At 74.5% G+C, this 25,389-nt stretch carries 27 protein-coding genes; 21 read left to right on the top strand and 6 right to left on the bottom strand.

Annotation, left to right across the window (positions count from 1 at the left end; genetic code table 11):
• Positions 1 to 41: 41 nt before the first annotated feature.
• The 9 genes from B8281_RS17605 to B8281_RS17565 all read left to right on the top strand — a co-directional run bounded on the left by B8281_RS17605 (position 42) and on the right by B8281_RS17565 (position 6,239).
• Positions 42 to 599, top strand: a complete 558-nt coding sequence (locus B8281_RS17605) for an adenylate kinase (protein ID WP_031315308.1) — start codon at positions 42 to 44, stop codon at positions 597 to 599.
• Between the two features lie 40 nt (positions 600 to 639).
• Positions 640 to 1,476, top strand: coding sequence for a type I methionyl aminopeptidase (map, locus tag B8281_RS17600; protein WP_043651996.1), 837 nt, complete (start codon positions 640 to 642; stop codon positions 1,474 to 1,476).
• 303 nt (positions 1,477 to 1,779) lie between these two features.
• On the top strand, positions 1,780 to 2,001 hold the full coding sequence (gene infA, locus B8281_RS17595) for a translation initiation factor IF-1 (RefSeq protein ID WP_012867920.1): 222 nt from the start codon (positions 1,780 to 1,782) through the stop codon (positions 1,999 to 2,001).
• Between the two features lie 96 nt (positions 2,002 to 2,097).
• Positions 2,098 to 2,211, top strand: a complete 114-nt coding sequence (gene rpmJ, locus B8281_RS17590; protein WP_009740505.1) for a 50S ribosomal protein L36 — start codon at positions 2,098 to 2,100, stop codon at positions 2,209 to 2,211.
• A gap of 237 nt (positions 2,212 to 2,448) precedes the next feature.
• Positions 2,449 to 2,823: a 30S ribosomal protein S13 gene (rpsM, locus tag B8281_RS17585; RefSeq protein ID WP_021479758.1), complete on the top strand. Its 375-nt coding sequence runs from the start codon at positions 2,449 to 2,451 to the stop codon at positions 2,821 to 2,823.
• Positions 2,824 to 2,936: 113 nt separating this feature from the next.
• A complete protein-coding gene (gene rpsK / locus B8281_RS17580; protein WP_021479759.1) occupies positions 2,937 to 3,341 on the top strand; it encodes a 30S ribosomal protein S11 in 405 nt (134 codons plus the stop codon).
• A gap of 217 nt (positions 3,342 to 3,558) precedes the next feature.
• The gene (locus B8281_RS17575; protein WP_021479760.1) at positions 3,559 to 4,578 is read left to right on the top strand and encodes a DNA-directed RNA polymerase subunit alpha; all 1,020 of its coding nucleotides are present in this window, start codon (positions 3,559 to 3,561) and stop codon (positions 4,576 to 4,578) included.
• A gap of 74 nt (positions 4,579 to 4,652) precedes the next feature.
• Positions 4,653 to 5,210 (top strand): 50S ribosomal protein L17, encoded by a 558-nt coding sequence (rplQ, locus tag B8281_RS17570; protein WP_021479761.1) that lies wholly within the window; start codon positions 4,653 to 4,655, stop codon positions 5,208 to 5,210.
• A gap of 153 nt (positions 5,211 to 5,363) precedes the next feature.
• Positions 5,364 to 6,239, top strand: a complete 876-nt coding sequence (locus tag B8281_RS17565) for an alpha/beta fold hydrolase (RefSeq protein ID WP_232322610.1) — start codon at positions 5,364 to 5,366, stop codon at positions 6,237 to 6,239.
• Between the two features lie 4 nt (positions 6,240 to 6,243).
• Here B8281_RS17565 and B8281_RS17560 read toward each other — a convergent pair whose 3' ends face one another.
• Entirely contained in the window at positions 6,244 to 7,014 is a 771-nt protein-coding gene (locus B8281_RS17560; RefSeq protein ID WP_085388396.1) for an ROK family protein, read from the bottom strand.
• 119 nt (positions 7,015 to 7,133) lie between these two features.
• Between B8281_RS17560 and truA the strand changes: the two genes are divergently transcribed.
• Positions 7,134 to 8,024 (top strand): tRNA pseudouridine(38-40) synthase TruA, encoded by an 891-nt coding sequence (gene truA / locus B8281_RS17555; RefSeq protein ID WP_085388839.1) that lies wholly within the window; start codon positions 7,134 to 7,136, stop codon positions 8,022 to 8,024.
• Positions 8,025 to 8,070: 46 nt separating this feature from the next.
• On the opposite strand, the gene B8281_RS17550 is transcribed toward truA, so the two are convergent.
• On the bottom strand, positions 8,071 to 8,472 hold the full coding sequence (locus B8281_RS17550; protein ID WP_043652004.1) for a DUF5709 domain-containing protein: 402 nt from the start codon (positions 8,470 to 8,472) through the stop codon (positions 8,071 to 8,073).
• A 142-nt stretch (positions 8,473 to 8,614) separates the two neighbouring features.
• Between B8281_RS17550 and B8281_RS17545 the strand changes: the two genes are divergently transcribed.
• From B8281_RS17545 to B8281_RS17510, 8 genes are all read left to right on the top strand, one after another.
• Entirely contained in the window at positions 8,615 to 9,244 is a 630-nt protein-coding gene (locus tag B8281_RS17545; protein ID WP_034654903.1) for a DUF937 domain-containing protein, read from the top strand.
• Positions 9,245 to 9,393: 149 nt separating this feature from the next.
• Positions 9,394 to 11,088: an ABC-F family ATP-binding cassette domain-containing protein gene (locus tag B8281_RS17540; RefSeq protein ID WP_043658747.1), complete on the top strand. Its 1,695-nt coding sequence runs from the start codon at positions 9,394 to 9,396 to the stop codon at positions 11,086 to 11,088.
• 20 nt (positions 11,089 to 11,108) lie between these two features.
• On the top strand, positions 11,109 to 12,029 hold the full coding sequence (locus B8281_RS17535) for a rhodanese-related sulfurtransferase (RefSeq protein WP_085388395.1): 921 nt from the start codon (positions 11,109 to 11,111) through the stop codon (positions 12,027 to 12,029).
• 170 nt (positions 12,030 to 12,199) lie between these two features.
• Positions 12,200 to 12,643: a 50S ribosomal protein L13 gene (gene rplM, locus B8281_RS17530; protein WP_021479847.1), complete on the top strand. Its 444-nt coding sequence runs from the start codon at positions 12,200 to 12,202 to the stop codon at positions 12,641 to 12,643.
• A gap of 45 nt (positions 12,644 to 12,688) precedes the next feature.
• A complete protein-coding gene (gene rpsI, locus B8281_RS17525; protein WP_021479846.1) occupies positions 12,689 to 13,177 on the top strand; it encodes a 30S ribosomal protein S9 in 489 nt (162 codons plus the stop codon).
• Positions 13,178 to 13,326: 149 nt separating this feature from the next.
• Positions 13,327 to 14,688 (top strand): phosphoglucosamine mutase, encoded by a 1,362-nt coding sequence (glmM, locus tag B8281_RS17520; protein ID WP_043658749.1) that lies wholly within the window; start codon positions 13,327 to 13,329, stop codon positions 14,686 to 14,688.
• Positions 14,685 to 15,329, top strand: coding sequence for a peptide deformylase (locus tag B8281_RS17515; protein WP_369824909.1), 645 nt, complete (start codon positions 14,685 to 14,687; stop codon positions 15,327 to 15,329). The genes glmM and B8281_RS17515 overlap by 4 nt, the downstream gene beginning before the upstream one ends.
• Positions 15,330 to 15,594: 265 nt before the next feature.
• Positions 15,595 to 16,464: a DedA family protein gene (locus B8281_RS17510; RefSeq protein WP_085388394.1), complete on the top strand. Its 870-nt coding sequence runs from the start codon at positions 15,595 to 15,597 to the stop codon at positions 16,462 to 16,464.
• Between the two features lie 29 nt (positions 16,465 to 16,493).
• On the opposite strand, the gene coaA is transcribed toward B8281_RS17510, so the two are convergent.
• Together coaA and B8281_RS17500 are read right to left on the bottom strand one after the other, a co-directional pair.
• On the bottom strand, positions 16,494 to 17,483 hold the full coding sequence (coaA, locus tag B8281_RS17505) for a type I pantothenate kinase (protein ID WP_044144243.1): 990 nt from the start codon (positions 17,481 to 17,483) through the stop codon (positions 16,494 to 16,496).
• Positions 17,484 to 17,577: 94 nt separating this feature from the next.
• Entirely contained in the window at positions 17,578 to 18,474 is an 897-nt protein-coding gene (locus B8281_RS17500) for a DUF72 domain-containing protein (protein WP_085388838.1), read from the bottom strand.
• Positions 18,475 to 18,663: 189 nt separating this feature from the next.
• Here B8281_RS17500 and glmS point away from each other — a divergent pair, with 189 nt between their 5' ends.
• Both glmS and B8281_RS17490 read left to right on the top strand, forming a co-directional pair.
• Positions 18,664 to 20,541, top strand: a complete 1,878-nt coding sequence (gene glmS, locus B8281_RS17495) for a glutamine--fructose-6-phosphate transaminase (isomerizing) (RefSeq protein WP_061268657.1) — start codon at positions 18,664 to 18,666, stop codon at positions 20,539 to 20,541.
• Between the two features lie 124 nt (positions 20,542 to 20,665).
• Positions 20,666 to 21,016 carry a holo-ACP synthase gene (locus B8281_RS17490; RefSeq protein WP_021482029.1) on the top strand — a complete coding sequence of 117 codons (351 nt, stop codon included), beginning with the start codon at positions 20,666 to 20,668 and terminating at the stop codon, positions 21,014 to 21,016.
• Positions 21,017 to 21,201: 185 nt separating this feature from the next.
• On the opposite strand, the gene B8281_RS17485 is transcribed toward B8281_RS17490, so the two are convergent.
• Entirely contained in the window at positions 21,202 to 22,128 is a 927-nt protein-coding gene (locus B8281_RS17485; protein WP_085388393.1) for a type IV toxin-antitoxin system AbiEi family antitoxin domain-containing protein, read from the bottom strand.
• A 208-nt stretch (positions 22,129 to 22,336) separates the two neighbouring features.
• Complete coding sequence (locus B8281_RS17480) at positions 22,337 to 23,386, bottom strand: TIGR03560 family F420-dependent LLM class oxidoreductase (protein WP_085388392.1); 1,050 nt, start codon at positions 23,384 to 23,386, stop codon at positions 22,337 to 22,339.
• 146 nt (positions 23,387 to 23,532) lie between these two features.
• Here B8281_RS17480 and B8281_RS17475 point away from each other — a divergent pair, with 146 nt between their 5' ends.
• A complete protein-coding gene (locus B8281_RS17475; protein ID WP_085388391.1) occupies positions 23,533 to 25,371 on the top strand; it encodes a bifunctional ADP-dependent NAD(P)H-hydrate dehydratase/NAD(P)H-hydrate epimerase in 1,839 nt (612 codons plus the stop codon).
• Positions 25,372 to 25,389 lie beyond the last annotated feature (18 nt).

Below are 25,389 nucleotides of genomic sequence, written 5' to 3'. Positions count from 1 at the left end.
CCGACGGCCAGTCCGCCGCGCGCCCCGCGCGCCTCGTCATCATGGGCCCGCAGGGCGCGGGCAAGGGGACGCAGGCCGCCCGGCTCGCCGAGCAGCTGTCCATCCCGGCGATCTCGACCGGCGACATCTTCCGGGCGAACATCAAGGGCGGCACGGAGCTCGGCCGCCTCGCGCAGGAGTACACCGCGAAGGGCGACCTCGTCCCCGACTCGGTGACGAACGCGATGGTCCGCGACCGTCTCGCGCAGGACGACGCCGCGCAGGGGTTCATCCTCGACGGCTACCCGCGCAACGCGGCCCAGGTCGTCGAGCTCGACGCGATCCTCGCCGACCTGGGCGTCGCGCTGGACGGCGTCGTGGAGCTCACCGCCGACCGCGACGAGCTGCTCGCGCGCCTCGCGAAGCGCGCGGAGATCGAGGGCCGCGAGGACGACACGGAGGAGGCCATCGCGCGCCGCCTCGACATCTACGCGGAGCAGACGGCGCCGCTCACCTCCGCCTACGCGGACCGCGGCCTGCTGGTGCGCGTCGACGGGATCGGCGACATCGACGAGGTCACCGGCCGCATCGTGTCGGCGCTGACCGCGCTCGTCGGCTGAGCGCCCGCACGTCTTTCCGTCGGTTCTGAGGAGCAGCAGGGTGTTCGGTCGCGAGCGCATCGAGTACAAGACGCACGACCAGGTCCGGTCCATGCGCAGCGCCGGCCTCGTCGTGGCGCGCGCGCTCGGGACGGTGCGCGACGCCGTCCGACCGGGCATGACGACCGCCGACCTCGACGCGCTCGCCGCCGCGGTCATCGCCGACGCCGGGGCGACGCCGTCGTTCCTCGGGTACGAGGGCTACCCGGCGTCGCTCTGCGTGTCGGTGAACGACGAGGTCGTCCACGGCATCCCCGGGCCGCGCGAGCTGCGCCCGGGCGACGTCGTCTCCGTCGACTGCGGGGCCGTCGTCGACGGCTGGCACGGCGACTCGGCGGTCTCGTTCGTGCTCGGCGAGGGCGACCCGCAGGACGAGGCGCTCGTCGAGGCGACGCGCCGCGCCATGTGGGCCGGGATCGCCGCCCTCGCGACGAGCGAGCGGCTGTGCGACGTCGGGGCCGCCATCGAGGACTCGGTGCGTGTCTCGGGGGAGTCGGACGGCGTGACCTACGGCATCGTCGAGGACTACGTCGGCCACGGGATCGGGTCCGCGATGCACCAGCCCCCGGACGTCCCGAACTACCGCACGCGTGAGAAGGGCCCGCGGCTGCGCCCGGGCATGTGCCTCGCGATCGAGCCGATGCTCACGCGGGGCGAGCGGTTCACCGAGGTGTGCGAGGACGACTGGACGGTCGTGACCGACGACGGCACCCGTGCCGCGCACTGGGAGCACAGCGTCGCGATCCTCGACGAGGGCATCTGGGTCCTCACCGCGCCCGACGGCGGCGCCGCGGAGCTCGCGGAGCTCGGCGTGCGCGTCGCACCGCTCGCGGCCTGACCGCGCACCGGCCTGTCGCGGGCCGCCTCGCTCCCGTCCGGCAGCGCCCGACGGCACCCCGCACGACGGGGGAGTGACGCGTCGCACCGCGCGCACGACCCGCCACGGTTTCCCGTCCCTTGCCGGATGCCGTAGGATGGTCCGTCGGGTGTAGTCCGTGCACGTCGTTCATCCGGCCCCCGTCCCTCGGGACCCGGGCGACCGACCACCGCACGCGGCTCCACGCACCTCCCACGATCGGACGACCCTCGGGTCGGGCGTGCGCGGGAGTCCTAGCAGTTCAGACGAGAGTTAGCGGAGGACATGGCAAAGAAGGACGGTGTCATCGAGATCGAGGGCAGCGTGGTCGAGGCCCTGCCGAACGCGATGTTCCGCGTGGAGCTGGCCAACGGGCACAAGGTTCTCGCGCACATCTCGGGCAAGATGCGCCAGCACTACATCCGGATCCTCCCCGAGGACCGGGTCGTGGTCGAGCTGAGCCCGTACGACCTGTCCCGCGGCCGGATCGTCTACCGCTACAAGTAGTCGTCACGCGTCCACCCACTCACCCGCCTCGCACCCGGGACCACCGGGGCCGCTCGTCGGTCGCGCCCGGAGCGGGGCACCACTGAGGGAACGAAGATGAAGGTCAAGCCCAGCGTCAAGAAGATCTGCGACAAGTGCAAGGTGATCCGCCGGCACGGTCGCGTCATGGTGATCTGCGAGAACCTGCGGCACAAGCAGCGCCAGGGCTGAGCCCTCACCTGCGCCACGGGTGACGGTCCTCCGGGACCGCGGTCACCAGGCCGCCCGTCACGACGACGGCCGGCCACCAGCGCACCACCACGAACCTGCTCGGCACCCCGGACGCGAGTCCGGGAGGAGAACGCCACAGGCAGGGGAACCCCCGGCTCGGAGGCCGGGGCCCACGGAGCTCCCCGTGGGAGGGCGGTGCGACAGACCTCCGACGAAGCACGAGGAGCCGAAAGGCACATGGCACGTCTCATCGGCGTCGACCTCCCCCGCGACAAGCGGCTCGAGGTCGCGCTCACCTACATCTACGGCGTCGGCCGTACCCGCGCCCAGCAGACGCTGGCCGCCACCGGCATCAGCCCGGACGCCCGCGTGAAGGACCTCGGCGACGCCGAGCTCGTCGCGCTCCGCGACTACCTCGAGGGCAACTACAAGCTCGAGGGTGACCTTCGTCGTGAGGTGGCCGCCGACATCCGCCGCAAGGTCGAGATCGGCACCTACCAGGGCCTGCGTCACCGCCGCGGCCTGCCCGTGCGCGGCCAGCGCACGAAGACCAACGCGCGTACGCGCAAGGGACCGAAGCGCACCGTGGCCGGCAAGAAGAAGGCCCGCTGAGCCAGTCCGCAGGGCGGGCCCTGCTCGCGCACTGACGCGGACCTCACGGTCCGTCCCGTGCCGGGTGGAGATCCCCGCGGTCAGACCACCTCAGACCAGGAGAGAAGAAGGACATGCCTCCCAAGACTCGCGCCGCCGCTGGGCGCAAGCCTCGTCGCAAGGACAAGAAGAACGTCCCCGCCGGCCAGGCGCACATCAAGAGCACGTTCAACAACACGATCGTGTCGATCACGGACCCGTCGGGCGCCGTGATCGCGTGGGCCTCCGGCGGCGACGTCGGCTTCAAGGGCTCCCGCAAGTCGACCCCCTTCGCCGCCGGCCTCGCGGCCGAGGCCGCTGCCCGCAAGGCGCAGGAGCACGGCATGAAGAAGGTCGACGTCTTCGTCAAGGGCCCGGGCTCGGGTCGCGAGACTGCGATCCGCTCGCTGCAGTCGGCCGGCCTCGAGGTCGGCTCGATCCAGGACGTGACGCCGCAGGCGCACAACGGGTGCCGGCCGCCCAAGCGTCGTCGCGTCTGACCCTCGTCGTCGGCGTGCCGTCGCCGGGCCGCCCGGTCACCGACCGGCCGAGCCCGTCGACGGCGCCCGTCACGGGGCAGCCGCCTCCTGACGGGGTCGACGCACCCTTCCCGGCCGGGTGGACAGAGTCCCGGCCGGGGCCGCGTGCCGCAGGCACGCACCTCGCCTTGAACCGTGCAGCGTCATATGGCGGACGCTCACCGAAAGGAAACCACCAGTGCTGATCGCACAGCGCCCCACCTTGACCGAAGAGGTCATCTCGGAGAACCGTTCGCGCTTCTCCATCGAGCCGCTGGAGCCCGGCTTCGGCTACACGCTCGGCAACTCGCTGCGTCGCACGCTGCTGTCGTCCATCCCGGGCGCGGCGGTCACCTCCATCCGCATCGACGGTGTGCTCCACGAGTTCACCACCGTGCCGGGTGTGAAGGAGGACGTGACCGAGGTCATCCTCAACATCAAGAACCTCGTCGTCTCCTCGGAGAACGACGAGCCAGTCGTGATGTACCTGCGCAAGCAGGGTGCTGGTGCGGTCACCGCGGCGGACATCGTCCCGCCCGCGGGTGTGGAGGTCCACAACCCCGAGCTGCACATCGCCACGCTCAACGACAAGGGCAAGCTCGAGATCGAGCTGACCGTCGAGCGCGGCCGTGGCTACGTCTCGGCCTCGCAGAACAAGTCGTTCGACGCCGAGATCGGCCGGATCCCGGTCGACTCGATCTACTCGCCGGTCCTCAAGGTGACCTACAAGGTCGAGGCGACGCGTGTCGAGCAGCGCACGGACTTCGACAAGCTGGTCGTGGACGTCGAGACGAAGCCGGCGATCTCGCCGCGCGACGCGCTCGCGTCGGCCGGCAAGACGCTGGTGGAGCTCTTCGGCCTCGCCCGCGAGCTCAACGTCGAGGCCGAGGGCATCGAGATCGGTCCGTCGCCGACGGACGCGGCCCTGGCCGCGGACCTGGCGCTGCCGATCGAGGAGCTCAACCTCACGATCCGCTCGTACAACTGCCTCAAGCGCGAGGGCATCCACCAGGTGGGCGAGCTCGTCGCACGCAGCGAGGCGGACCTGCTGGACATCCGCAACTTCGGTGCGAAGTCCATCAACGAGGTGAAGGAGAAGCTCGCCGAGCTCGGCCTGTCCCTCAAGGACTCGCCGCTCGACTTCGACCCGTCGGCCGCCGCGTACTACGACGGCGACGACGACGAGGCGACGTTCTCGGACACCGAGCAGCAGTACTGAGCCTGCGGCTCTAGACACCTCAGCGCGTCCGGGTCCGCACCTGCGGCGCGATCACTTCCCAAGGAGCACATCCCATGCCTACCCCCGCCAAGGGCCCCCGGCTCGGCAGCGGACCGGCTCACGAGCGCCTGATGCTCGCGAACCTGTCCACCCAGCTCTTCGAGCACGGCCGCATCACGACCACCGAGACCAAGGCGAAGCGCCTGCGCCCGGTGGCCGAGCGCCTCATCACGTTCGCCAAGCGCGGCGACCTGCACGCGCGCCGTCGCGTCCTGCGCGTCGTCCGCGACAAGTCCGTGGTGCACACGCTGTTCACCGAGATCGCCCCGCAGATGGCGGAGCGTGAGGGTGGCTACACGCGCATCACGAAGGTCGGCACGCGCAAGGGCGACAACGCGCCCCTCGCGGTGATCGAGCTCGTGACCGAGCCCGTCAGCCCGAAGCAGGCCGTCGTCCGCGAGGCGGAGAAGGCTGCCGAGAAGGCGAGCAAGAAGAAGGCCGACAAGCCGTCCAAGAAGGCCGACAAGGTCGAGGACGCTCCCGTCGAGGACGCCGCCGTCGAGGACGCTCCCGCCGAGGACGTCCAGGACGCGCCCGTCGAGGACGCCACGGAGGAGAAGAAGGAGGCCTGAGCCTCCTCTTCCCGCCTGAGCCCTCCGGGGCTCGTCGCGCAGGGCCCGGGACCGTACGGTCCCGGGCCCTGCGGCGTCCCCGGCCTGGCGAGTCTCCGGCCCTGTCCCGTTCCCCCGGTCGATCTCGCGTGGAGCAGGGCCTACGGTCGAGACGTGACCTCCACCGACGCGTCGCCCGGGACCGGGAGCGGGACGTGGCCGCCCGTCGTCCTCGTGCACGGGTCGCGCACGTCGCGGTCGATGTGGCGCGACCAGCTCGCGGCGCTGGGCCGCGCCGGAGTGCGGGCCGTCGCGGTCGACCTGCCGGGCCACGGGGTGCGGCGCGGCGAGGCGTTCACGCTCGACGGCGCGGTCGGGGCGGTCGCGGCAGGGATCGACGCGGTCGGCGGCCGCGCGCTCGTCGTCGGGCTGTCGCTCGGGGGCTACGTCGCGATCGAGACGCGCGCGCGGCACCCCGAGCGCGTCGTGGGGCTCGTCGCCGCCGCGTGCTCGACGCCGCCGTCGACGCGCCTGCGCGGCGGCTGGCTCGTCCTCGCGCGCGGCATCGAGCGGCTCCCGGACGGGGGAGCCGGGCTGAACCAGGCGCTCGTCGACCGGGCGATGACGGCCCAGGCCGCCGCCGACCTCGCGGCCGGCGGGTTCGCCCTCGACGTCATGAGCGCGATCCTGCGCGAGGTGGGGTCGGTCGACCCGGTCCAGGCCCTCGCGGCGGCGGACTCGCCGGTCTGGCTCGTCAACGGGCGCTGGGACCACTTCCGGCTCGGGGAGCGCGGGTTCCTCGCCGCGGCGCGCGCGGGCGGGGCCCCGGCCCGGCTCGTCGTCGTCCCGGGCGCGCGGCACCTGGTGAGCCTGGACGCGCCCGTGGCGTTCAACCGCGTCCTGCTCGACGCGCACGGCGCGCTCGCCGCGGGCGTGCCTCCGGGAGGCGGGGACGAGGGCGCGCTGCCGGGCCTCCTCGAGCCCGCCGCGGCCGCGCCCAGGCAGCGCACCGCGGACGGGGAGCCGGACCGCGGCGCGGCCGGTCGCTGAGGCGTCAGGCCGGCGGGAGGTCCCACGCGCGGGCGCCCCCGACGAGGGCCGCCGAGTTCGGCACCACGACGACGTCGTCGCCGAGCCGGTCGAGGACGTTCGGGGTGATCCGGCGCGAGTTGCCGCCGCCCAGGTAGAGGCGGTCCCACCAGAACACGGGCCGCAGCCCCTCGACGACCGCGAGGACGCGGCGCGACCAGAGCCCGTCGCCGAGGCGGCGGCGCTCGGGCTCGCCGACGTACTCGTCGTACGTGGTGCCGCGCCGCACCGGGGCGCGCGACCACTCGAGGTGCGGCGCGAGCCGGCCCCCGTGGAACAGCGCGGAGCCGAGCCCCGTCCCCAGCGTCAGCACCAGCTCGAGGCCGGACGCCGCGACGACGCCGGCGCCGTGCACCTCGGCGTCGTTGAGCACGAGCGCCGGGACGCCGAGCCGGCGCTCGACGGCCGCGCGGACGTCGAAGCTCGTCCAGGCCTCGACGAGCGCGGGGTCCACGCGCGACCGGGGCCCGCTGCGCGTCACGTAGTGGGGCGTGTGCACGACGACGCCGCGCCGGATCATCCCGGGCATGCCCACCGTGACGCGGTCGGCGGGAGGCAGCGTGGCCGCGATGCCCGCGACCGTCTCGACGAGGAGGTCGGGCGGGAGGGGGTAGGGCGTGGGGACGCGCACGGCCGCGGCGTGCGCGGTGCCCGACGCGTCGAGCACGTTCGCCTTGATGCCGCCCCCGCCGCAGTCGACGGCGAGGGTGCGGACGTCGTGCGGGTCGCCGGTCATGGGCGGCAGCGTAGGCACGGCGGCGCGCGCGGCGCACGGGCGGGCGACTACGGTGAACTCCCGTGACAGCCGTCCCGCTCCCCGCCCTCCCGGACCCCGACGCCCCGCGACCCGAGGTGCTGGACGACGTCGTGCGCGTGCGCCTGGACCTCGCCTACCAGGGGACGGCGTTCGCCGGCTGGGCCCGGCAGCCGACGCTGCGCACGGTGCAGGGCACGCTCGAGGACGGGCTCGCGACGATCCTGCGGGGCGCGGCGCCGCGGCTCACGGTGGCGGGGCGCACGGACGCGGGCGTGCACGCGCGGGGGCAGGTCGCGCACGTCGACCTCGCGCGGGCGCAGTGGGAGGCGCTGCCCGGCCGGTCCGACCGCGCGCCGGGGGACGCGCTCGTCGCGCGGCTGGGCGGCGTGCTGCCGGGGGACGTCGTCGTGCACCGTGCGGCGCAGGCGCCGGCCGGGTTCGACGCCCGCTTCTCCGCGCTGCACCGCGCGTACACCTACCGCGTCGCGGACGACCCGGCGCAGCGCGACCCGCTGCGCCGGGAGTGGGTGCTGTGGAACCGGCGGCCGCTCGACGTCGCGGCGATGGACGCCGCCGTGCGGCCCCTGCTCGGGGTGCGGGACTTCGCGGCGTTCTGCAAGCCGCGACCCGGCGCCACGACGATCCGGGAGCTGCAGCACCTGTCGTGGTCGCGCCCGACGGACGGGCCCGACGCGGGGCTCGTGGTCGCGCACGTCCGCGCGGACGCGTTCTGCCACAACATGGTGCGCGCGCTCGTCGGCGCGTCGCTCGCCGTGGGGGAGGGGCGCCGCGACGTCGGGTGGCCCGCGGGGCTCCTCGCGAGCCGGCGCCGGGACGCGGGGGCGGGCGTCGTGCCGGCGCACGGGCTCGTGCTCGAGGAGGTCACCTACCCGCCCGACGCGGAGCTCGCGGCGCGTGCCGACCGCATCCGCGCCGTGCGGAACGAGGAGGACGTCTGGGAGGACGCGCCGCCCCGCGAGCCGGCCTGAGCCGGCCGCGGGCGGGCGCTCGTCCTCAGGGCTTCCTCAGGGCTTCTCAGGGCTCCTCGACGACGTGGACGGCGGCCTCCTCGGCGCCCGCGGCGCCCCCGGAGATCCCCTCGTCGTCGGCGTACGTGTCGTTCTGGCGCCCGTCGAGGGCGTCGGGGTCCGCGACGAGGCGGCCCGCGCGGGTCTCGTCGGGCCGCTCGGCCGGGTCGCGCTCCCACTCCTCCGGCTCCTCCTCGGCCAGGCGCTGGTCGAGCGTCTCGCCGTGCACCTCTTCCCACGGCGTCTCGCCGAAGTGGTTCGAGCGGGGGCGCTCGGGCGGGGAGTAGCCCTCGTCGAGCACGTCGTCCACGCCGCGGTCGAGGAGCGTCTCCTCGGGCTGGAGCTGGTCGGTGTCGCCCTCGGCGCCCGTCTCCGGGTCGGGGCTCGTGGCGGTGGTGTCTTCGCTCATGCGTCCCACCCTGGCACCTCGCAGGGCCGGACGCAGCCCCGGACGCGAGTGCCTGCGAGGACGCCCGGCCGGGACTACGGTGGGGCCGCACCGCGCCCCGGTGCGCACCCGCTGGAGCACCCCTGAACCGGAGGACGACCCCATGGCCGGCATCGACGACATCCTGTCCACCGTCCCGCTCGACCAGCTCGCCGGTCGGCTCGGCGTCGATGAGGCGACGGCGCAGCGCGCGGTGGGCGCGGCGCTGCCCGCGCTGCTGGGCGGGCTGCGCGCCAACGCGCAGGACCCGGCGGGCGCGGCGTCGCTCGGCGAGGCCCTCGCGCAGCACGACCCGGCGCTCGTGGAGGGCGGCGTCGACCTCGACGACGTCGACACCGACGACGGCCGCAAGATCGTCGGGCACGTGTTCGGGCAGAACGAGCAGGCGGTCGTCGCGCAGCTCGCCCAGTCGACGGGCACCGGCAAGGACCTGCTCGCGAAGGTGCTGCCCGCGCTCGCGCCGATCGCGCTGGCCTTCCTCGCGAAGCAGCTCGGCGGCGCCGGGTCGTCGGGCGGCGCCACGACCGGCACCTCGGGCGGCACGGCGGGCGGCACTTCGGGCGGCACCGCGGCGGGGAAGGGCGCGGGCGAGCGGCCGGGCACCTCGCAGACCGGCGGGGGCGGCCTGGGCGACGTCCTCGGCGGGCTCCTGGGCGGCGGGTCGGGCTCCGGCGGCGGTCTCGGCGACCTCCTGGGCGGGCTGGGCGGCCTCCTCGGCGGCGGCCGGCGCTGAGTCGTCCCGCCGTCCCGCCATCCCGCCGTCCCGCCACCCGCCATCCGCCATCCCGCCACCCGGCGGGTGGCGCCGGCCCGGCCGAGGTGCCGGACGCCGGGGTCCGGAAAGCGCGTGACCGCGCGGCCGACGTCGGGGACCATGACGGGGTGGGACACCTCGACCTCAGCGACGTCACGTATCACCTGCCCGACGGGCGCACCCTGCTCGACGGCGTCGACCTGCGGGTCGCGGACGGCGCGCGCGTCGCGCTCGTGGGGCCCAACGGCGTCGGGAAGTCGACGCTGCTGCGCATCGTCACCGGCGAGGTCGCGCCGCACGGGGGCGCCGTCGTGCGCAGCGGCGGGCTCGGGGTCATGCGCCAGGACGTCGGCCGCATCGACGACGACCGCACGGTGCGCGACCTGCTCGTCGGGCTCGCGCCGACCGCCGTCCGGGAGGCGGCGCTCGAGCTCGCGGCCGCCGAGCACGACATCATGACGGTCGACGACGAGCCCGCCCAGCTCCGCTACGCCCAGGCCCTCGTGGACTGGGCCGACGTGGGCGGCTACGACGCCGAGGCCGGGTGGGACGAGGTGACCGACGAGGTGCTGTCGGTCCCGTTCGAGAAGGCGCAGTGGCGCGACGTGCGGTCGCTGTCCGGGGGCGAGCAGAAGCGGCTCGCGCTCACGGCGCTGCTGCGCGGGCCGGAGGAGGTCCTGCTGCTCGACGAGCCGGACAACCACCTCGACGTGCCGACGAAGCGCTGGCTCGAGGAGCGGCTCGTCGCGTCGTCCAAGACGGTCCTCTTCGTGTCCCACGACCGCGAGCTGCTGTCGCGCACCGCGACCCAGGTGGCGACGCTCGAGCCGACGCCGGGCGGCGGCACGGTGTGGGTGCACGGCGGCGGCTTCGCGACGTACGCCCAGGCCCGCGCGGACCGCCGCGAGCGGCTCGCCGAGCTCGCGCGCCGCTGGGACGAGGAGCACGCCAAGCTCCAGGAGCTCGTGCGGACGCTCAAGACGAAGGCCGCGTTCAACGACGGCCTCGCGAGCCGGTACCAGGCCGCGCGCACGCGCCTGCGCAAGTTCGAGGAGGCGGGGCGCCCCGAGGTGGTCGCTCGCGACCAGAACGTGACCGTGCGGCTCACGGGCGGGCGGACGGCCAAGCGCGCGGTGACGTGCGAGCGGCTCGAGCTCACGGGGCTCATGAAGCCGTTCGACGTCGAGGTGTTCTTCGGCGAGCGCGTCGCGGTGCTCGGCTCGAACGGCTCCGGGAAGTCGCACTTCCTGCGCCTCCTCGCCGCGGGCGGGAGCGACCCCGAGCCGGGCACCGTGCCCGACGACGTGGCCGGCGGCCCGGCGGCACCCGCTCCCGTGGCGCACACGGGCCGGGCCGTGCTCGGGTCGCGGGTGCGGCCGGGCTGGTTCGCGCAGAACCACGACCACCCGGAGCTGCGCGGGCGCACGCTGCTGGAGATCCTCCACCGCGGCGAGGGGCACCGGGCGGGCATGGGGCGCGAGGGCGCGAGCCGGGCGCTCGACCGGTACGAGCTCGTGGGCCAGGCCGAGCAGCGCTTCGAGACGCTCTCCGGTGGCCAGCAGGCGCGCTTCCAGATCCTGCTCCTCGAGCTCGACGGCGCGACGCTCCTCCTGCTCGACGAGCCGACGGACAACCTCGACCTGCACTCGGCGGAGGCGCTCGAGGCGGGGCTCGCGGCCTTCCAGGGCACCGTGCTCGCGGTGACGCACGACCGGTGGTTCGCGCGCGGATTCGACCGGTTCCTCGTGTTCCGCGAGGACGGCGAGGTCGTCGAGGCGCCGGAGCCGGTCTGGGACGTCGAGCGCGTCCGTCGGGCGCGCTAGCCCTCCCTATCCTGGTGGGCATGGCCGTCCACAAGATCGTGCTCTTCTACGCCTTCACGCCGCTGCCGGACCCGCGTGCCGTGCAGCTCTGGCAGCAGGCGCTGGGGGAGCGGTGGCACCTCACGGGTCGCGTGATCGTGTCGGAGCACGGGATCAACGCGACCCTCGGCGGGACGGTCGAGGACCTCAAGCAGTACGTGAAGACCACCCGCCGGTACCCGGGCTTCGAGGGCGTCGACGTCAAGTGGTCCGACGGCACGGGCCGCGACTTCCCGCGCCTGTCCGTCAAGGTGCGCCCCGAGCTCGTCGCGTTCGGCGTGCCGGACGAGGTCCGGGTCGACGAGCGCGGCGTCGTCGGCGGCGGGGAGCGGCTGAGCCCGCAGGCCCTGCACGACCTCGTCGAGGAGCGCGGCGACGACGTCGTGATGCTCGACGGCCGCAACGCGTTCGAGGCGGCGATCGGCCGCTTCCGCGGGGCCGTCGTGCCCGACGTCGCGACCACGAGGGACTTCGTCGCCGAGATCGACTCGGGCCGCTACGACGACCTCAAGGGCCGACCCGTCGTCACGTACTGCACGGGGGGCGTGCGGTGCGAGGTGCTGTCGGCGCTGCTGCGCGCCCGCGGGTTCGAGGAGGTCTACCAGCTCGACGGCGGCGTCGTGCGCTACGGCGAGGTGTTCGGCTCGCAGGGGCTGTGGGAGGGGTCGCTCTACGTGTTCGACGAGCGCATGCACGTCGAGCTCGGCCCGGGCTCGACGCCGCTCGGCGCGTGCACGGCGTGCGGGGCGCCGACGGCGAAGTACGAGAACTGCGCCGACCCGAGCTGCCGGACCCTGCGCCTGTGCTGCCCCGGCTGCGTCCACGAGGCCCGCTCGACGCGCTGCGAGACGTGCGTCCGGGAGCGCCCGGCCGCTTTGACCGGCGGCCTGCCTCGCGGGTAGTCTGGTGAGTCGTTGTGCTCATCTCACGACACCCGTGTCGCTAGCGCGCCCACTCGCTGCCGGCCAAGGAGCGGGTGTCGACCGAGCCCGCCGCGCAACGACCTGCCCTCTCGGCCGCACGCTTCAGCGGTCGAAGAAGACATCCTGAGACAGAAACGAAGGCTACGACCGTGCGTACGTACACCCCGAAGCCCGGCGACGTCCAGCGCGACTGGTACGTCATCGACGCGACCGACGTCGTCCTGGGCCGCCTGGCCACCCACGTGGCCACCCTGCTGCGCGGCAAGCACAAGCCGACCTTCGCTCCGCACGTCGACGGCGGTGACTTCGTCATCGTCATCAACGCCGGCAAGGTCGCCCTGAGCGGCAACAAGCGCGAGCAGAAGATGGCCTACAACCACTCCGGTTACCCGGGTGGTCTGCGTGCCGTCGCCTACGGCGACCTGCTCGACAAGCACCCCGAGCGTGCCGTCGAGAAGGCCGTCCGGGGCATGCTCCCCAAGACGACCCTCGGTCGCGCCCAGTTCGGCAAGCTGAAGGTCTACGCGGGTGCCGAGCACCCGCACGCCGCTCAGCAGCCGAAGCCGTTCGAGATCACCCAGGTCGCGCAGTAATCGCCGCCCAGGCGTAGCGCACAGAGAGACGCGAGGACACCACCCGTGGCCGAGACCACCGTCGACACCGACACCCTGGGCGACGAGACGCCCAGCACCTACACCTCCGAGTCCGCCGCCCCCACGGGCCGCGGCCAGAGCATCACCGCCCCCGGCCAGGCCCTGGGCCGCCGCAAGGAGGCCGTGGCGCGCGTGCGCCTCGTCCCCGGCACCGGCACCTGGAAGGTCAACGGGCGCACGCTCGAGGACTACTTCCCGAACAAGGTCCACCAGCAGCTCGTCAACTCCCCGCTGAAGCTGGTCGACGTCGAGGGTCGCTTCGACGTCGTCGCCCGCATCACGGGCGGCGGCTCCTCGGGCCAGGCCGGCGCGCTGCGCCTGGCGATCGCGCGCGCGCTCAACGCGATCGACGCCGAGCACAACCGCCCCGCGCTGAAGAAGGCCGGCTTCCTCACTCGCGACGCCCGCGTCGTCGAGCGCAAGAAGGCCGGTCTCAAGAAGGCCCGCAAGGCACCGCAGTACTCCAAGCGCTGATCCTGCGCTGTGCGCTCGTCGGCCCCGGTGGACCTGGTCCACCGGGGCCGACGGCGTTTGTGAGGAGCGGTGACCAAGACCCGTCGACGGCGGGCAGCGGCTGACGGTCGTACGGTCGGCGTACGGCCGGTACGAGGGGAAGGACTTCCATGGGACGGCTTTTCGGCACCGACGGGGTGCGCGGTCTCGCGAACGGCAACGTGACGGCGGAGCTCGCGCTGGACCTCGGCGTCGCCGCGGCCCGTGTGCTCGCGAGCGGTCAGGAGGAGGGGCACCGCCCGCGCGCGGTCGTCGGGCGCGACACGCGCGTGTCCGGGGAGTTCCTCGGCGCGGCGCTCATCGCGGGGCTCGCGAGCGCGGGCGTCGACGTGAAGGACGTCGGGGTCCTGCCGACCCCGGCCGTCGCCTACCTGACGAGCACCATGGACGTCGACTTCGGCGTCGTCATCTCGGCGTCGCACAACCCGATGCAGGACAACGGGATCAAGTTCCTCGCGCGCGGCGGCGTGAAGCTCGACGACGCGGTCGAGGACCGCATCGAGAGCCTGCTGGGCCAGGAGTGGGAGCGCCCGACGCACGGCGTCGTCGGCCGCATCTCCCCGGACTCGGGTCGCGCGGGCGGCGCGTACGTCGAGCACCTCATGTCGAGCATCGGCGCCGACGAGGATCACAAGCCGCTGGCCGGCCTGCGGATCGCGGTCGACTGCGCGAACGGCGCGGCGAGCGACGTCGGGCCCGCGGCGCTGCGTGCGGCCGGGGCGGACGTCGTCGTCATCAACGCGAGCCCCGACGGCCGCAACATCAACGCGGCGTGCGGCTCGAACCACCCGGAGCAGCTTCAGGCCGTCGTCGTCGCGTCCGAGGCCGACTTCGGCGTCGCGTTCGACGGCGACGCGGACCGCTGCATCGCGGTCGACCACGGGGGCACCGTCGTCGACGGCGACCAGATCATGGGCGTCCTCGCACTCGCGCTCAAGGACGAGGGCGCGCTCCCGCACGACACGCTCGTCGTGACGGTCATGAGCAACCTCGGGCTGCTGCTCGCGATGCGCGCGGCGGGGATCAGCACCGTCCAGACGGCGGTCGGCGACCGGTACGTGCTCGAGGAGATGCGCGCCCACGGCTACGGCCTGGGCGGCGAGCAGTCGGGCCACATCGTCATGTCGCGCTACGCGACGACGGGCGACGGCGTGCTCACGGCCCTCCAGCTCGCGGCGCGCGTCCGCGCGACGGGCCAGAAGCTCGCGGACCTCGCGGGCGTCGTGCAGCGGCTCCCGCAGACCCTCCTCAACGTCCCCGGCGTGGACAAGGCGCGCGCGTCGACCGACGAGGCGCTGCTGGCCGCGGTCGCCGGTGCGGAGCGCTCGCTGGGCGAGACGGGGCGGGTGCTCCTGCGGCCGTCGGGCACCGAGCCGCTCGTCCGGGTCATGGTCGAGGCGGCGACGCAGCAGCAGGCCGACGCGGTCGCCGGGCAGCTCGCCGGCGTCGTGCGCGAGCGGCTCGCCCTGTGAGCGCGTCCGGACGGCCGACGGGACGCGAGGCGGGCACGAGCGTGCGGCAGGGGGTCGACGAGGCGCTGCGCGAGCACGTGCTCGCGCTCCTTGCCGCGTACCCGGACGGCGTCCTGCCGATCGTGCAGGCCGGCCACCCCGTGCTGCGCACGCCGGCCGTGCCGTACGCGGGCCAGCTCGGCGACGCGCTGCCGCGCTTCCTCGACGCGATGCGCACGACCATGCGCGCGGCGCCCGGCGTGGGGCTCGCCGCGCCGCAGGTCGGCATCGGCCTCGCGGTGGCCGTGGTCGAGGACCCGGGTGCACCGGACGTCGGCGACGACCGGGAGCGGAGTTCCCTGGAGTACCGGGTGCTCGTGAACCCGCGCTACGAGGTCGTCGGCGAGGAGACCCGCACGTTCTTCGAGGGCTGCCTCTCCGTGCACGGCTGGCAGGCCGAGCGGACGCGCGCCCACGCCGTCCGGCTCACGGGCCAGGACGAGGCCGGCGAGCCGTTCGACGACGTGCTGACCGGGTGGCCCGCGCGCATCGTCCAGCACGAGACGGACCACCTGCGGGGCGAGCTCTACCTCGACGCCGCCGACCTGCGCACGCTGTCCTCGACCCTCGGGGTCGCGCGGCTCCCGGGCGCCGGGAGCTAGCCCACCGGGCGTCCGCGGGCCCCTGGTCCTCACGACGTACGGGCCCGCCGCGGGAAGTCGTCCGCCGGGATGACGAACTGCCGCGGCGGGCACGGCAGAATCGTCACGGGCGCGGCGCCGTCGCGCCCGGGGTCCTCAGGGGTGAACCGGGGGTCTCCCTGATGGTCGTCGTCCTCGCGCTCCGTAGGCTTGTCCTGGTGCAGGACGACCGACCTGCCGCCACCGCCCGCCTGGCCTCCCCGCCAGCAGACGAACGAGGACGCCGTTGCCCGACGCCGTGTCGATCTTCCTGGAGAATCTCGAGCACTGGATTCTCGCCCTCGCGGCGTCCGCGTGGATCTATCCCGCCCTGTTCGGCTTCGCGACGATCGACGGGTTCTTCCCGCCGGTCCCCAGCGAGTCGGTCGTCATCACGCTCGCGGTCTCCGCGCACGCGACCGGCGAGCCCAACCTCGTCCTCGTGCTCCTCGTCGCGGCCCTGGGCGCCTGGACCGGGGACCAGATCGCGTTCGCCATCGGTCGTGCCGTCGGCACGGAGCGCCTGCGCATCCTGCGCACGCCCCGCGGGCGGCGCGCCGTGGGGTGGGCCGAGCGCGCCCTCGCGCACCGCGGCGCGTCGTTCATCCTCGCGGCGCGCTACATCCCCGTGGGCCGCGTCGCGGTGAACATGACGGCCGGCGCCGTCGGGTACCCGCGGCGCCGCTTCATGGCGTTCTCCGCCGTCGCGGCGGTGACGTGGGCCGTCTACTCGGTGCTCATCGGGCTCGTCGCCGCCCGGTGGCTGGGCCACGAGCCGCTGCTCGCGATGGTCGTGGGCATCGTGCTGGGCGTCGGGAGCGGGTTCGTCATCGACCGCGTGCTCATGATGCGGGCGCGCCAGCGCGGCGAGCTGCCGCCGACGCCGCAGGCGCCGGCCGCGGAGGGTGCGACCGACCCGGCCGAGACCGCGCCGACGACCGGCGGGACGCCGGGCGCGACCTCGCCCGGCGGGGGCGCGACGGCCGACGGGCGCACGGTGACCGGCCCGGTGACCGGCGATCCCGTGCCCGGTCCGCGCGCGGCGGACGCCTCCGGGACGGTGCCGCCCGGGTCGTCGGGGGCGACGTCGTCGGGCACGCCGCCCCGCGCGACCTGACCTTCCGCCCGTGGGCCGAGCGGGCCGCCTCAGAGCTTGCGCAGGCGGACGCGCTGGACCGAGTGGTCCGAGCCCTTCGTGAGGACGAGGGTCGCGCGGCCGCGCGTCGGCAGGATGTTCTGCTCGAGGTTCGGCGCGTTGATCGCGTCCCAGATCGACTTCGCCCGCTCCACCGCCTGCTCGTCCGTGAGGTCGGCGTAGCGGCGGAAGTACGACTCGGGGCGCGCGAACGCGGTGCGGCGCAGCGCGAGGAACCGGTCGACGTACCACTGGCGGATGTTGCGCGTGCGGGCGTCCACGTAGATCGAGAAGTCGAAGAAGTCCGACACGGCGACGGTCGACTCGTCGTGCGCGCTCGGGCGCGCCGGCTGGAGCACGTTGAGGCCCTCGACGACGAGGACGTCGGGCTTGCGGACGACGGCCTCGGCCCCCGGCACGATGTCGTACGTGAGGTGGTCGTAGACGGGGGCCCGCACCTCGGCGTGGCCGGCCTTGACCTTGGACAGGAACCGGATGAGCGCGCGACGGTCGTAGGACTCGGGGAAGCCCTTGCGGTCCATGAGGCCCCGGCGCGCGAGCTCCGCGTTGGGGTAGAGGAAGCCGTCGGTCGTGATGAGCTCGACGCGCGGCGTCTCCGGCCAGCGGGCCAGCATCTCGCGCAGCACGCGCGCCGTCGTCGACTTCCCGACGGCCACCGAGCCGGCCACGCCGATGACGTACGGCGTGTTGCCGGTCTCCTCGCGCAGGAACGTCGACGTCGCCTCGTGCAGGCCGGACGTCGCGGTGACGTAGAGGTTGAGCAGGCGCGAGAGCGGCCGGTAGACGGCGTCGACCTCGGCGAGGTCGATCGGGTCACCGAGGCCGCGCAGGCGCGCGACGTCGTCGTCGGTCAGCGGCAGCGGCGTCGACTCCGACAGCCGGCTCCACACGGCCCGGTCGAGATCGACGTACGGCGAGGACGACGGCGCGGCCAGGTGGGCCCGCAGGAGGTCGGACGGGTCGTCGGCGGGGGAGGACACCCGCCCGATTCTGCCGGATGCGCGCCCGTGCCGGTGCACGGGGCGGCTTCGCGTCCCGACGAGGGCACCGCGAGGCCGCCCTCCGCGGGTCGTCTCAGCGGGCGTCGTCCGCCCCGCGCGCGGCCCGACGACGGCGCGGCGCCGGCTCGACGGCGGGCCCCGGGCCGGGGAGCGCGAGGTCGGGCAGGCGGGCCATGAGGGCGAGCGCGTCGGCCGGGGCGTGGGCGTCCACGTCGTTGTCGAAGTAGACCTCGACGTCGTGGCCCGCGGCGTGCCAGGCGCGCACGCGCTCGGCCCACGCGTCGAGCACGTGCGGCCGGTAGCCGCTGCGGTAGAGCTCCTGGTCCCCGTGCAGGCGCACGTACACGAGCGGGCTCGTGACCGCTTCGACGAGCGGCCACCGGCCCGCGCCGTCCGACACGGCGAACGCCACCCCGTGCCGGCGCAGGAGGTCGAGCGCCTCCGGCGTGGCGAACGACGCGTGCCGCGGCTCGAGCGCGTGCACGATCGGGCGGTCCGCGTCGGTCTCCGTCCAGGCGGGCGCGCGCAGGCGGTCGTCGTGCTCGTGCGCGAGCCTCGCCGCCTCGCCGGTGGTGCGCGGCAGGAGCGTGAGGAACGCGTCGAGCAGGTCGTGGTCGAAGGTGGTGCGCGCGGGGAGCTGCCACAGGACGGGCCCGAGCCTGCTGCCGAGCGCGAGGACGCCGCTCGCGAGGAAGTTGGCGACCGGCGTCCGCACGTCCCGCAGCCGCTTCATGTGGGTGACGAAGCGCGGTCCCTTGACCGCGAACGTGAAGCCCTCGGGAGTCTGGTCGCGCCACGCGACGAACGACGACGGCCGCTGCAACGAGTAGAACGACCCGTTGAGCTCGACGGCGGGGAAGAGCGAGGCGACGTGCTCGAGCTCGCGGCGCTGGGGGAGCCCCGCGGGGTAGAACGGTCCGCGCCAGTCGGCGTACCGCCACCCCGAGAGACCGATCCGGACGGTGGGCACGAGCACCAGCCTCGCGGTGCCGCGCGTCCCACGCCCGGCGAACGCGCCACGGACCGGGACACGACGAGGCCGCGGGCGCGAGGACGGCTCGCGCGCCGCGGGGGCCCCGATTAGGCAGCGGACCTCACGAAGAACCGCGGGATCGCGCGGCCCCGAAGCGCCGCGGGTCCGTGGCTAGACTCGATCACCATGTGCGGAATCGTGGGCTACGTAGGCCCTGGAACCATGGTCGGAGAGGCCTCGGGGCGACCCCTCGACGTCGCTCTCGAAGGACTCGGACGGCTCGAGTACCGCGGCTACGACTCGGCCGGGGTCGCGCTCGTCGCGCCCGGCGTCGACGCCGTCGCGTTCGCGAAGAAGTCCGGCAAGCTCGCGAACCTCGTGCAGGAGATCGAGACGCACCCGCTGCCCGCGGCGACCGCGTCGATCGGGCACACGCGGTGGGCGACGCACGGCGGCCCGACGGACACCAACGCGCACCCCCACCTCGCGGACGACGACCGCCTCGCCGTGATCCACAACGGCATCGTCGAGAACTTCGCGACCCTCAAGGCCGAGCTCCTCGCCGAGGGCGTGACGTTCCGGTCCGAGACCGACACCGAGGTCGCGGCGCAGCTCCTCGCGCGGGCGTACCGCGACACGAAGGACCTCACGCTCGCGATGGGGCAGGTGGCGCGGCGGCTCGAGGGCACCTTCACGCTCCTCGCCGTGCACGCCGACGCCCCCGACACGGTCGTGGGTGCGCGGCACGACTCGCCGCTCGTCGTCGGGCTGGGCGAGGGCGAGAACTTCCTGGGCTCCGACGTCGCGGCGTTCATCTCCCACACCAAGGAGGCGCTCGAGCTCGGGCAGGACCAGATCGTCACGATCACCCCGACGTCGGTCGAGGTGACCGACTTCGACGGCAACCCGGCCGAGGCGAAGCGCTACACGGTCGACTGGGACGCGGCCGCCGCGGAGAAGGGCGGCTTCTCGTCCTTCATGGACAAGGAGATCCACGACCAGCCGCACGCCGTCGCCGACACCCTGCTCGGCCGCACCGACCCGTCGGGCAAGCTCGTGCTCGACGACCTGCGCATCGACGAGGCCGTGCTGCGCTCGGTCGACAAGATCATCGTCGTCGCGTGCGGCACGGCGGCCTACTCGGGCCACGTCGCGAAGTACGCGATCGAGCACTGGTGCCGCATCCCGGTCGAGGTCGAGCTCGCGCACGAGTTCCGCTACCGCGACCCGATCGTCGACGAGAAGACGCTCGTCGTCGCCGTGACCCAGTCCGGCGAGACCATGGACACGCTCATGGCCGTGCGCCACGCGCGCGAGCAGGGCGCGAAGGTCATCTCGATCGTCAACACGCACGGGTCGACGATCCCGCGCGAGTCCGACGCCGTGCTCTACACGCACGCCGGCCCGGAGATCGCCGTCGCCTCGACGAAGGCCTTCCTGTCGCAGATCACCGCCGCGTACCTCCTGGGCCTCTACCTCGCGCAGCTGCGCGGGAACAAGTTCCCCGACGAGATCGCGGCGATCCTCGAGGACCTGCGCGAGATGCCGCGCAAGATCCAGACCGTCATCGAGCGCGGCGAGTACGTGCGCGCGACCGCCCGGTCGATGAAGGACGCCTCGTCCGTGCTGTTCCTCGGGCGCCACGTCGGGTTCCCCGTCGCGCTCGAGGGCGCGCTCAAGCTCAAGGAGCTGGCGTACATCCACGCGGAGGGCTTCGCGGCCGGCGAGCTCAAGCACGGCCCGATCGCGCTGATCGACGAGGGCCAGCCGGTGTTCGTCGTCGTGCCGTCGCCCAAGGGCCGTGAGGGCCTGCACTCCAAGGTCATCTCGAACATCCAGGAGATCCGGGCGCGCGGCGCACGCACGCTCGTCATCGCCGAGGACGGGGACGACGCCGTGCGTCCCTACGCGGACGAGATCTTCTGGATCCCCGAGTCCCCGACGCTGCTCTCGCCGCTGCTGGCCGTCGTGCCGCTGCAGATCTTCGCGATGGCGCTCGCGACGGCGAAGGGACTCGACGTCGACCAGCCCCGCAACCTCGCGAAGTCGGTCACGGTCGAGTAGCCCTCCCGGCCCCGGCCCCGCCCACGCGCCGACCAGGTGGTCCTGGTTCGTCCGGTCTCCCGGACGAACAGGACCACCTGCTCGTGGAGGCGGGGAGGCCTGGTCGCCACCGTAGGGTGGACGCATGATCAAGGGCGTGGGGATCGACGTCGTGGACGTCGCGCGGTTCATGGAGACCCTGGAGCGCACGCCCCGGCTCCGCGAGAAGCTGTTCACCGAGGCCGAGCGGGACCTGCCGCCCGCGTCGCTCGCCGCGCGGTTCGCGGCGAAGGAAGCCATCGCCAAGGCGCTGGGCGCCCCCGCGGGCATGCGCTGGCACGACGCGACGGTGCACCGCGTCGTCGGTGGCCCGCCGGAGGTCGAGATCACCGGCACGGTCGCGGCACGCGCGGACGCGCTCGGCATCACGGCCTGGCACCTGAGCATCTCCCACGACGCCGGCATCGCCTCGGCGATGGTCGTCGCAGAGGGCTGACCCCCGCCCCCGCCCGCCCCGCCCCCACCCGCTGCCGCCGAGCAGGTGGTGCTGGCTCGTCCTACGACGTGGACGCGCCAGGACCACCTGTTCGGCCGACGGGGATCGCCTGCTCGACTCGCGAGAAGTGCTGCGCGAGGTTGTGGTCGACCGTGGCGTGCCGCCGTCGGGCGGTGAGGTGCCCGTCAGGCGGCGAGGTGCCGGCGCACGGTTGCGGCGACCCGGCCGAGGTCGCGTGACGTGAAGCGCAGGAGGTCCACGGTGCCCGAGCCGGTGAGGACGTTCTGGCGACGACGGTCCGCGAAGACCGCGACGGGGGTGTCGTGGTGCTCCCGGCCGTCGAGCTCGGCGACGAGCCAGCGACCGCCGCGACGCCGCCATCCCATGTCACCTCGAGCGACCACGGCGCCCGTCTCGTCGCGCACGGGGAGCTGCAGGGTGTCCGGCGGCACCTCCTCCTCGATGCACTCCAGACGGGCGAACGACTCCAGCGGGGACTCCGCTCGGCCGTCCGACAGCTCCCAGAGGTCGTGCCGGGTGGCGATGTCTCGCCGTCCGCGAGCGAGGTCGTGCGCGCGGGCGAGCTCGTCGGGCGCCAGGAGCCGGAGGCGCTGGACCGCGTCGAGGACGGCGAGCCCGTGAGGGCGGGGAAGCTCCGGGACGGCCTGGGCGAGAGCCCAGTCGAGCGTCGCGACCCGGAACCCGTCGATCGTCGTCGTGCGCATCCCGTCGTCGAACTGGCGCAGGCGGACGCCGTCGCGATGCCGCCGGCGCGACGCCTCGTCGAGGGCGACCTGAGGGGTGAGCCGGTGCGGTAGACCCTCCACGCCGTGCAGCACCAGGGCGCAGGCGCCCACGGCGACCGCGTCCGCGCCGTAGGCGAGCAGTCCGAGGAGCGCTGCGCGACGTCGTCGGTCGTCGAGGCTCGTCACGGCAGACGACCGGACCTCGTAGACGTTCATCGCGGCGCGGCGCCACTCTCGCCGGTCGACGAGCCCGCGGACCGCGCCTCGCGACAGTCCTGCCGCACCGGCCTGCGCGGTCGTGACCAGCTCTGCCTGCCGGGACGCGATCCGGAGGAGCTCGGCGGGGACGGCGGTTCGTGCGTGCATGACGCGATCTCAGCGGGTCGCGTGCCGCCACCGCAGCCTCGTCGTCGCGGCCTGTGGACGACACCCCACGCCGCCCACCCTGTGGTCGGCGTCGACCAGGCGATCCACGACGGACGAGCAGGCGGTCCTGGTTCGTCCCGTCGACGGGACGAACCAAGACCACCTGCTCGCGCGGGGAGGGGGGCGGAAGGGTGGAGGGGGAGGGGGGTCAGGATTGCAGGGCCGGGATGACCTGGCGCTGGAAGAGCTCGAGCTGGTCGCGGTCGGTCGCGGCGAAGGGGAAGTAGCCGATCGCGTAGCCGAGGCCCTGGGCGCGCAGCGCCGTGAGGGTCTCGACGATCTGCTCCGGTGTTCCCACGAGGGGGCCGTTCCGCCACGACGCGATGCTGTCGTCCGCCTTCTCGGGGAAGTACCGGCGCGCGTGCTCCTCGACCCGGGCAAGGCGGTCCGCGACGTCCCGCTCGGTCTCGCCGATGACGACGTTGTAGTTGGCCGACCGCGTGATCTCCCCGAAGTCGCGGCCCAGGTCGCGGCAGTGCTGCTCGAGCACGGCGGACTTGTGGGCGAAGCCCTCCGGCGAGCCGTCGAAGTTCGTGTACTGGGCGTGCTGCGCCGCGATGCGCAGCGTCTTCTTCTCGCCGCCGCCCGCGATCCACAGGGGGATGCTCGGCACGGCACCCTCGCCGTCGACCGCCACGCACTGCAGCGGCTGCGGGTAGCACAGCGCGCCGTCCACCTGGTAGCGCCGGCCCTCGAACGTGCCCGACGACCCCGTGCGCCACATGCGGGCCATGATCTGCACGCCCTCGTCGAGCGCGCGCAGGCGCTCGACCGCGCTGGGGAAGCCGTACCCGTAGGCGCGCCACTCGTGCTCGTACCAGCCCGCGCCGATGCCCATCTCGAGACGGCCGCCCGAGACGTGGTCGACCGTCGCGGCGACCTTCGCGAGGTAGGTCGGCTCGCGGTACGCCATGCACGTGCACATCTGGCCCAGGCGCACGCGCTGCGACGCCGCGGCGAACGCCGCCATGAGCGTCCACGCCTCGTGGGTCGCCTCGGTGCTCGGGGTCGGGGTCGTGTGGAAGTGGTCGTAGACCCAGACGCCGTCCCACGCGAACTCGCCGCCGGGCAGGGGCTCGCCCGCCGCCGCGTTGTCGGCGTAGTGGAGCAGGGAGAGCATGGTCTTCCAGTGGTCCTCGGGCGCGACGTCGACGAGGTCGTAGCGCCAGCCCTGCGGGATGAAGAGTCCGAATCGCATGCTCGTCACCCTATGCGGGTACGCGCGGCCCGCAGCGCGCCCGCGGGGACCGTCTCAGCCCTCGGCCGTCCGGCGGTCGTCGCCCCGGCCGGCCCGGCGCGGGCGCCGCGCAGGCGGCCCCGGCGCCCGGTGGGCAGGATGAGGTCATGATCGAAGCCTGGTCCGTCGCCGACGTCCGCGCCGCCGAGAAGCCCCTGCTCACCGCGGGCGTCCCGCTCATGGAGCGGGCGTCGTTCGCGCTCGCCACCGTCGTCGCGCGCGACCTCGCCCGGCGCCGGTCGATCGCCCTGCCCGACGGCGGCCGTCGCGACGGGCGCGTCACCGGCGCCCGGGCGGTCCTGCTCGTCGGCTCGGGCAACAACGGCGGGGACACGCTGCACGCGGGCGCGTACCTCGCGCGCCGCGGCGTCGAGGTGCTGGCTGTGCTCACGGGCGAGCACGCGCACGCCGGCGGTCTCGCGGCGCTCCGGGACGCGGGCGGGCGCGTCGAGGTGCTCGTCGGCAGCCCCGACGGCGCGGCGCACGGCGACGGTCACGACGACCGCCACCACGACCACCTCGACCCGCACGTCGCCGACCGCGTCGCCGCCCAGGCGGCGCGCGCCGACGTCGTGCTCGACGGTCTCGTCGGGATCGGCGCCCGCGGGGCGCTGCGCGGGGTCGCGGCGGACCTCGTGGAGCGGCTGACCGCGGTGCTCGACTGCGGCCCCGCGCACGGTCCCGAAGGCCTCGGTCGGCCGTGGGTCGTCGCGGTGGACGCGCCGAGCGGCATCGGTGTCGACGACGGCACGGTGCCGGGCCCGGTGCTGCGCGCCGACCGCACGGTGACGTTCGGTGCCGCCAAGCCGGGGCTGCTCCTGCCGCCCGCGACGCACCTCGCGGGGCACGGCGCGGTCGTCGACATCGGGCTGCGCCTGGGCGCACCCGGCCCCCATGCACCCGGCGCTGACGCAGCCGGCCCTGGCGCGCCCGGCCTTGGCGCACCCGGCCTTGGCGCACCCGGCCTTGGCGCACCGGCCCCGGGTGCGCCCGCCCCCGGCGTACCCGGCCCCGACGCGCCCGCCCCGGACCGGGGGACCATGACGCCGGTCGTGCGTCGGCTCGAGCCGGCGGACGTCGCGGCCCTCTGGTCCGTGCCCGGCGCGACCGACCACAAGTACACGCGCGGCGTCGTCGGCGTCGTGGCGGGCACGCCGACCTTCCCGGGCGCGGCGGTGCTCGTCACGACCGCGGCCGTCCGCACGGGTCCGGGCATGGTGCGCTACGGCGGGCCCGACGACGCCACGCGCGCCGTCCTCGCGGCCCGCCCCGAGGTGGTGCCCGCCGCGGGCCGCGTCCAGTCCTGGGTGCTGGGCCCGGGCGTCCCGGCGGTCCCCGGCCCGGGCGACGACCCGGTCGATGACGGCGGGCAGCACGAGCGCGCGCGGGCGGCGCTCGCCGCCGCGACGGCGACCGACGCGACGACCACCGACGCGACGCCGGAGCGCGTGCCCGCGGTCGTCGACGCGGGCGCTCTGTCCCTGCTGCCCGACCGCTGCCCGCCGTCGGTCGTGCTCACCCCGCACGCCGGGGAGCTCGCGACCCTCCTGCGGGCGCACGGCGACGACGTGACGCGGACCGACGTCGAGGCCGAGCCGCTGCGCTGGGCGCGCCGCGCGCACGAGGCCACCGGCGCGACGGTGCTGCTCAAGGGGGCGGCGACGGTCGTCGTCGGGCCGGAGGGCGCGTGGTCGCAGGCGGACGCGCCCGCGTGGCTCGCGACCGCCGGGGCGGGCGACGTCCTCGCCGGCATCCTCGGCACGCTGCTCGCGGCGCACGCGGAGCGCGTCGTGCGCGAGCCGGGCCTCGCCGCGCGGCTGGCCGCGGCGGCCGCCGTCGTGCACGGTCTCGCCGCCGAGCGCGCGAACCCGGGCGGTCCCGTCGCGGCGCTCGACGTCGCGGACGCGGTCCCGGGCGTCGTCGCGGAGCTGCTCGCCGCGCGCTGACCGCGCCCACGGCGCACC

It is taken from the genome of Cellulosimicrobium sp. TH-20 (assembly GCF_002105775.1).
Lineage (GTDB): Bacteria > Actinomycetota > Actinomycetes > Actinomycetales > Cellulomonadaceae > Cellulosimicrobium > Cellulosimicrobium funkei.
Note: the sequence above shows the minus strand (reverse complement) of the source record. Positions and strands in the feature narration are given on the sequence as shown.

Coding starts and splice junctions, on each gene's coding strand:
- B8281_RS17605 (WP_031315308.1), top strand. CDS start 42: ATGGGCCCGCAGGGCGCGGGCAAGGGGACGCAGGCCGCCCGGCTCGCC.
- infA (WP_012867920.1), top strand. CDS start 1,780: ATGGCAAAGAAGGACGGTGTCATCGAGATCGAGGGCAGCGTGGTCGAG.
- rpmJ (WP_009740505.1), top strand. CDS start 2,098: ATGAAGGTCAAGCCCAGCGTCAAGAAGATCTGCGACAAGTGCAAGGTG.
- rpsM (WP_021479758.1), top strand. CDS start 2,449: ATGGCACGTCTCATCGGCGTCGACCTCCCCCGCGACAAGCGGCTCGAG.
- rpsK (WP_021479759.1), top strand. CDS start 2,937: ATGCCTCCCAAGACTCGCGCCGCCGCTGGGCGCAAGCCTCGTCGCAAG.
- rplQ (WP_021479761.1), top strand. CDS start 4,653: ATGCCTACCCCCGCCAAGGGCCCCCGGCTCGGCAGCGGACCGGCTCAC.
- B8281_RS17560 (WP_085388396.1), bottom strand. CDS start 7,014: ATGACCGGCGACCCGCACGACGTCCGCACCCTCGCCGTCGACTGCGGC.
- B8281_RS17550 (WP_043652004.1), bottom strand. CDS start 8,472: ATGAGCGAAGACACCACCGCCACGAGCCCCGACCCGGAGACGGGCGCC.
- B8281_RS17545 (WP_034654903.1), top strand. CDS start 8,615: ATGGCCGGCATCGACGACATCCTGTCCACCGTCCCGCTCGACCAGCTC.
- B8281_RS17535 (WP_085388395.1), top strand. CDS start 11,109: ATGGCCGTCCACAAGATCGTGCTCTTCTACGCCTTCACGCCGCTGCCG.
- glmM (WP_043658749.1), top strand. CDS start 13,327: ATGGGACGGCTTTTCGGCACCGACGGGGTGCGCGGTCTCGCGAACGGC.
- glmS (WP_061268657.1), top strand. CDS start 18,664: ATGTGCGGAATCGTGGGCTACGTAGGCCCTGGAACCATGGTCGGAGAG.
- B8281_RS17490 (WP_021482029.1), top strand. CDS start 20,666: ATGATCAAGGGCGTGGGGATCGACGTCGTGGACGTCGCGCGGTTCATG.
- B8281_RS17485 (WP_085388393.1), bottom strand. CDS start 22,128: ATGCACGCACGAACCGCCGTCCCCGCCGAGCTCCTCCGGATCGCGTCC.
- B8281_RS17480 (WP_085388392.1), bottom strand. CDS start 23,386: ATGCGATTCGGACTCTTCATCCCGCAGGGCTGGCGCTACGACCTCGTC.
- B8281_RS17475 (WP_085388391.1), top strand. CDS start 23,533: ATGATCGAAGCCTGGTCCGTCGCCGACGTCCGCGCCGCCGAGAAGCCC.